At 35.4% G+C, this 6,853-nt stretch carries 4 protein-coding genes and 1 pseudogene; 2 read left to right on the forward strand and 3 right to left on the reverse strand.

Translation table 11 applies throughout. The annotated features are described in order from the left end of the window. Positions 1 to 493 precede the first annotated feature (493 nt). Together LQ203_RS27030 and LQ203_RS27035 are read right to left on the reverse strand one after the other, a co-directional pair. A pseudogene (locus LQ203_RS27030) lies at positions 494 to 730 on the reverse strand (lyase family protein); the annotation flags it as partial. After that, positions 731 to 1,873: a M20 family metallopeptidase gene (locus LQ203_RS27035; protein ID WP_230162987.1), complete on the reverse strand. Its 1,143-nt coding sequence runs from the start codon at positions 1,871 to 1,873 to the stop codon at positions 731 to 733. It abuts the pseudogene before it with no gap. A gap of 357 nt (positions 1,874 to 2,230) precedes the next feature. Here LQ203_RS27035 and LQ203_RS27040 point away from each other — a divergent pair, with 357 nt between their 5' ends. Both LQ203_RS27040 and LQ203_RS27045 read left to right on the forward strand, forming a co-directional pair. Beyond that, the gene (locus tag LQ203_RS27040; protein ID WP_230162992.1) at positions 2,231 to 3,664 is read left to right on the forward strand and encodes a Na+/H+ antiporter NhaC family protein; all 1,434 of its coding nucleotides are present in this window, start codon (positions 2,231 to 2,233) and stop codon (positions 3,662 to 3,664) included. A gap of 59 nt (positions 3,665 to 3,723) precedes the next feature. After that, positions 3,724 to 5,793: a sigma 54-interacting transcriptional regulator gene (locus LQ203_RS27045; protein WP_230162990.1), complete on the forward strand. Its 2,070-nt coding sequence runs from the start codon at positions 3,724 to 3,726 to the stop codon at positions 5,791 to 5,793. 530 nt (positions 5,794 to 6,323) lie between these two features. Here the strand turns inward: LQ203_RS27045 and sdaAA are convergent. After that, on the reverse strand, positions 6,324 to 6,853 hold a 530-nt coding region (sdaAA, locus tag LQ203_RS27050; RefSeq protein ID WP_230161557.1), incomplete at its 5' end, for an L-serine ammonia-lyase, iron-sulfur-dependent, subunit alpha.

The raw sequence follows: 6,853 nt of genomic DNA on the forward strand, positions 1-6,853 counted from the left end.
GCTTCCTTCAGATTCCACGTCACCGTGGACACCCTTGCATTAAGCTAACCATTACTACTGCCTTCATGGTTCGGGACTCACACCCTATAGATTGCACCCATGCCGGGCGCACGAAAAAGCTGCCTTAAAGACAGCTCTGTTCTTCAGCTAATGCAGCACAAACAATGAAAATGGTTAGAAGGTGTCAATACTGGTACTGACCTTAATCCAGTCAACCTAATCCATAGACTAAATTAACGCTTTCCTCTTTTTTTAAACGATTGAGCAGGGTCTTCTTAAGTATTGTCATTTTTCCATTCTTAATGAAACTTATTTTCATGTAAGTTGAATAGTAAGCGTCAAATATTCCCACCTACTACTTGTAAATAGCTCATGAGATAATCTCCTTACATCATACATGTGGATTTTTTTATAAAAAAACTTTATAAAGAAAGATTGGGACTCACATCCAAGACTTTAAAGAAAGTGGATTATCAAAGGCTGCGGATCTGAAGCCTTTTTCATGTCCAAGTAACTCCAGAGCTCGGTTAGCAATGATTTCATTTTTATTCATAATCAGGTGTACCAGCCCCTCTTCTATAGGATCGACCATGAAAGCATTGTCGATCTTTCCTTCAATGATCTCATCTGCAGCTTCAACAATTACATCCTTAATTCCTTCATATAAACATTTCAGATCCATATTGGCGAGAGCCGCAGCTTTTTTAACTAGTTCTAAAGCTTTAATCAGCTACAGCCTCAATAACAAATTAGCAAATAAAGAAGCCCGTTCAGGGAGTGTATCAATTTGAATATGTTCATATTCTGCATGAATTCCTTTTCCACACGAACCTAAACCGTCAAGAGTTGGAACACCAATAGCTGCTGTAAAATTCCCATCACTTCCTCCACCAACAGATGCTTCTTCTAATTTCATGCCAAGTTCGTATGCAATAGATTGAGCACATTCAAACAGTTCTCTTGTTTGCTCAGATTTCACCATTGGTGGTCGATTTATGCCACCGGTTACTTCTAATTTGATTTCTTTTAAAATTGGTTTTAAATTTAATATAATATTCGTCACTCGTCTTGCTTCTTCTTCTGTTGAGACACGTAAGTCAACATGAGCTTCTGCATATTCAGGAACCACGTTTCTTCCACTTCCTCCAGTAAACGTTCCAACATTGACAGTTGTTCCTTTTTTGTAATTGGTCAATTCTTGCAGTACAATCACTTGCCGAGCTAGTTCTTCAATGGCATTGATGCCTTCTTCATGATGATTACCAGCATGGGCAGCCCGTCCCCATATTTTTATATCGAAAGTTCCTGTTCCTTTGCGAGCTGTTTTTAAAGCTCCTGATCCAGCTACAGCAGGTTCAGCAACTAATACAACATCACTTTTTCGTGCTTCTTCTTCAATGTATTTCTTAGAAGCGACTGAACCAATTTCTTCATCTGAATTGCAAAGAAAAACGATTTTTTTATTTAACGGAAGATTTAGCTCTTGAATGGCTTTGATTGCCCATAAAGATTGGATAATACCACCTTTCATATCTAAAATACCAGGGCCATACAGTTTATTTCCTTCCTTTCTAAGGCTAAGCCTGCCTTTTTTCCAAACTGTATCAAAATGCCCTATGATCAAAATTTGTGGTTTACCTTCTCCGATTGTAAATTTCAGGTGATTCCCCACATTTTTTTCTTCTATTAATTCGTATCCTACATCCAATCGCTTTTGAAAGAGCTGGCTTAAATATGTACCGCACTCATCAACTAATTCTTTATTATATGAAGGTGATTCTTTTTTTACAAATTCAATCAAATCACCCAACATATCTTGTTTATGAACTTCGAGATAGCTAGAAACGTCATTTTCGATTAGTACCTTACTCAAAATAATTCCTCCTCTAAAACACTTCTGTACATTTTTTTTATTCAAATAAAGTATCTGCAAGAATTATGCCAATTTTTTTCTTTATAAAATCAACTACCTTTGTTTCTGATTGCTATTTATAGGCTATTTTTTAAGTTTTATAAACCTATAAAACAACCTATAAATGATCCTTTTATTTCATATAAGCCGCTTTGAAGAAGCTATTCCGTTCCTCATAGAATTGGCATGCTTTTTGCATTATGTTTAATTGTGAGTATTCGTACTCGAATCTTAGTTCAAAATTAAGGAAATACAAGCAGAGGAGGAGAGACTTTCAAGCTTTATCATTGAATTGCTATAATGTAATAAGGGGGAAATATATTTATGCAATCTACGGCTCAAAAACTGGTTCCTAAACCTATTAAAAGAAAAACAATTAAACAACCTGATGCTTATGTTCTTTTGTTTTATATTTTAATTGCCTGCACCATTGCGACATATCTTGTACCAGCTGGGGTATTCGATCGAATTAAAAAAGGTGATATTACGATGACTGTCCCTGGAAGTTATCATGTAGTAAAATCCACTCCTGTTAATTTTCTTGAAATTTTTACTGCAATTCAAAGTGGAATGGTCGCCGGTGCTCCTTTGATTTTTCTTATTTTATTTACTGGTGGTGCATTGGCTGTTATTGATAAAACGGGAGCGATTGATACTTTCATTCGGAGTATTATTAATTTATGTAAGGGGAAGGTACTTCTACTCATTATTCCTATTTGTTTCATGTTTTCTATACTTGGTACTACCGAAATTATCGTGAACTCCGTTATTGCCTTTATCCCTATAGGTGTAATGATTGCTCGCAAATTAAAATTAGACGCTATTTTTGGAGTATCTATCATTTATCTAGGTACCTATGCAGGGTGGAATGTTTCTCTTATAAGCCCACAAACATTAGGCTTATCACAGCGTATTGCTGAGCTTCCATTATTATCTGGAATGGGTTTCCGTATTGTCATTTATCTAACTTTCTTACTTTGTACAATATTATATATATATCGATATGCACGTAAAGTTCAGAACACTGGACACAGTATTTTAGGTTTAGAAAGATTTCCTAATTCTTTAGGTGTCAGCGAGAACGAAATACAAACACAGAAATTAACATTACAACATAAGCTTGTTTTATTATTTTCAGGTGGATCTTTACTAACATTTATTATTTGCACACTCGTTTTTAAATGGACTGAAAGCGAAATGGCAGGTTTATTTATTTTTATAGCTATAGGTGCTGGGCTTATCTCTCGAATGAATGTGAATGATATTGCTAAAACATTTATGGCCGGATGTCAGAAACTTGTATACGGTGCATTAATTGTAGGAATGGCCCGAGCTGTAATTGTTGTGCTTGAACATGGCCAACTTCTCGATACCATTATATACCATCTTTCAACTCTTTTGGCTCCACTCTCTCCTGTTACAGGAACCTTAGGTATGTTTTTAGGAAGTGCAGCTCTTCATTTTTTAATTTCCTCTGGTTCAGGAGAATCAGCTATGTTAATGCCAATATTGGTGCCACTTGCTGATCTGTTGCATATTACTCGTCAAGTAGCTGTACAATCTGTTTTATTTGGGGAAGGCGTAGTGAATTGTATTAATCCAACCTCAGGTGTGTTAATGGCAATATTGGCTACTAGTGGTATTTCATATGGCAAATGGCTTAAATTTATGATTCCTTTATCGATCTTATGGGCAATCTTAGCAGCCATTTTCTTAACAATTGGTGTATTAATTAAATGGGGTCCTTTTTAAGTTACCTTAAAATCTGTTAGAATAAGAGCAAAATGTAATTGTGTGGTAAGGAGAAGAAGATGAAAAAGCCTACTATACTTCTTGTAACTAGCACTAAAACAGTAAGCAAAACATTTGAAGAAAATCTTCAAATGTTTTTTGGTTCAAAAATTGACATTGATACATGTTATGAAACATTGCCATTAAATGAAAAGGTTATCCATAAAGCTGATTTAATTTTACTGTCTAGCCCAGTACTAGAAGAAGATTTTAGAAAATTGGATTTAAATATTCCTCTTATGGTTGCTCGACGTTCTATTCGAATTGCAAAGTTAGAACAGCTTTTGGATTTGCCTGCTAAAACAAAAATTTTATTAGTTACTAACTCCATGATAGTGGCTAGAGACTCTATTGATGTTCTACACGCCTTTGGATTTGGCCATTTAACGTTAATTCCTTATATTCCTGGTCTTACAAGCGTCGAACAGACAGAGAAACTAGAATTGGCTATTACGTTTGGACAAGATGAACTTGTGCCGAAACATATCAAAAGCACTATCTATTTAGAAAACCGACCAATTGATTTAACAACTATGCTTGATATTGCTCGTCTTTTAAACCTTTCCTTAGAAAAGGCGCATTTCTATACGGCAGAATTCTTTAGAGATTTTGTGAAAATGGGAAGGAATTTATCATTAGCAATTCAAAATGAAAAACAATTAACACAAAAATTAGAATCAATTTTAAATGCAGTACATGAAGGGATTATAGGGCTAGATGAAAAAGGCATTATTACATTGATAAATGAAGATGCCTATCAAATTCTACAACTCCCTTCTATAAATTTTATTGGAAAGCACTTTAGTGAAATTCTACCTGATTTTCAGATTAATGAGACATATTTAGATCAAAAAGAACAACTTGATATCTTATTTCAAATAAACAATCGCTCTTTGCTAGTATCGAAAGTTCCTTTAATCTTGAACAAACAACTAGTAGGCCTTGTCATCACATTTCAAGATGTTACAAGGGTTCAAAGAATGGAGCAAGAAATCAGACGGAAAAGTACAGAGTTAGGTTTAACCACTAAATATTCATTTGACAATATTATTGGGGAAAGTTCTTTGATTTTATCTGCAAAACAAAAAGCAGTTCAATTGGCTAAAAGTGATTATACTGTGTTAATTACTGGAGAGAATGGTACTGGAAAAGAAGTATTCGCTCAAGCTATACATAATAGTTCCGAACGAAAAGATGGTCCATTTGTGGCTGTTAATTTTGCAGGACTAAGCGAAACCCTAATAGAAAGTGAATTATTTGGATATGAAGGTGGGGCATTTACAGGTGCTAGAAAAGAAGGGAAAATGGGCTTATTTGAATTAGCCCATAATGGAACTATTTTTATGGATGAAATTGGGGATGCTTCCCTAGGTCTTCAAGCATCCCTTCTACGCGTTCTTCAAGAACGTCAAGTTATGCGTGTAGGTGGCAATAAAATAATACCGGTAAATGTACGAGTTATTGCAGCTACCAATCAAAACTTACATCAAATGATTCGAGAAGGTGCCTTTCGTGAAGATTTATATTATCGTTTAAATGTTCTACCATTGCAAATCCCTTCACTTAGAGAAAGGAAGCAGGATTTATTTATATTTATAGATTTCTTTTTAAAATCAAATAAGAAAAATCTGATGTTTGAATCAAATGTAAAAAATCTTTTAATGAATTATAATTGGCCAGGTAATATTCGAGAACTTGAAAATTTTTTCCATTTTTTAATGGTCACTGTTGAAGGGAATGTAGTCACTAAACATCATCTACCAGATCAGATTTTACTATCACAAGTGACTGCTAGCTCCTCTGATCATTCATTATCGGAGATTGATGAGTCACTTCTCTTCTTAAAAACGGGAAGTTTTATAGAAGATTATAAATCGATATTACAAATACTATGGAATTGTAAAAAGATAGGAAAGAACGTGGGAAGAGGTGTGATACAAGAAATGCTCCCTTACTTTTTGTCAGATTCCAAGTTGCGCCATCGATTATCAATATTAAATAAAGCTAATTGCATTAAAGTCGGAATTAGAAAACAGGGAACAGAGATTACAGAAGTTGGAATAAGGATACTTAATAAATTAAACGAATGAATATTGCATTCAAATTGGATTTTGGAAGAAAAACTTTAAGTTTCTAAGTAAGATAAAAACAGACAGAAATAATTCTTATTCTGTCCGTTTTTTATCTTAAAATGCGTATGATTCACAATCAGTTGGCACTAAAACATTAGAGGATATTCCTTTAGCCGCATAGGCCCTTTTTTATGGTTTTTTTATATTAACGATTAGTATAATTAACGTTTTCTTAGCAAAATACGGTTGAAGAAAACTCTATATATTCTAACGAGGTTTATTTTATAATATAAAAAATCTTCACGAGTTCTTGCACCTGTTAGCATTCCTGTAGAGCGTTAATTATCAGCTTTGAAAAAAACAGAGCCCCTCAGTATGATGAGAGTACCCTTTTAGCGATATATTAAGCATATACAGGAATTGTTTCTTCTATCATACTTACCATCTCTTTATTTCCTTTTTGTCAGTAATCTTTAAAATAAGCCTGTTCTAGCTTATAGTATGGATCAACAATTTTTTGGAACCATGAATTTATATAATCCTTTAGTTTATTTATATGAACCGAATATTTCCTTTGCCAATCTACGCCCCGTAGGAGTGGCAGCCAGGCCGCCCTCTGCCGTTTCGCGAAGCGCAACTGGCATGGTCAAGCCAATTTTATACATGGCATCGATCACTTCGTCACATGGAATGCGGCTCGTAATGCCTGCAAGTGCCATATCAGCTGCCGTTATCGCGTTAGATGCTCCCATTGCATTACGTTTCACACAAGGAACTTCAACCAAACCTGCCACTGGATCACAAACCAATCCGAGCATATTTTTCAATGTGATTGCCATCGCTTCTGCGGCTTGACTTGGTGTACCGCCGGCCAGTTCTACAATCGCAGCTGCCGCCATTCCACTTGCTGAACCCACTTCTGCTTGGCAGCCTCCAGCTGCTCCAGAAATAGAAGCATTGTTTGCAACCACGAACCCGAAGGCAGCGGAAGTGAAAAGAAATTCAATCATCTCTGCTCGCGTCGGGTTTAATTTTTCTTTTACGGCAAATAACGTACCGGGAACAACGCCCGCAGAAC

This window comes from Peribacillus sp. Bi96 (assembly GCF_918698115.1).
Taxonomy (GTDB): Bacteria; Bacillota; Bacilli; order Bacillales; family DSM-1321; genus Peribacillus.

Excerpts from the sequence above, each read along its gene's own strand:
- LQ203_RS27045 (WP_230162990.1), top strand. The coding sequence starts at position 3,724 with ATGAAAAAGCCTACTATACTTCTTGTAACTAGCACTAAAACAGTAAGC.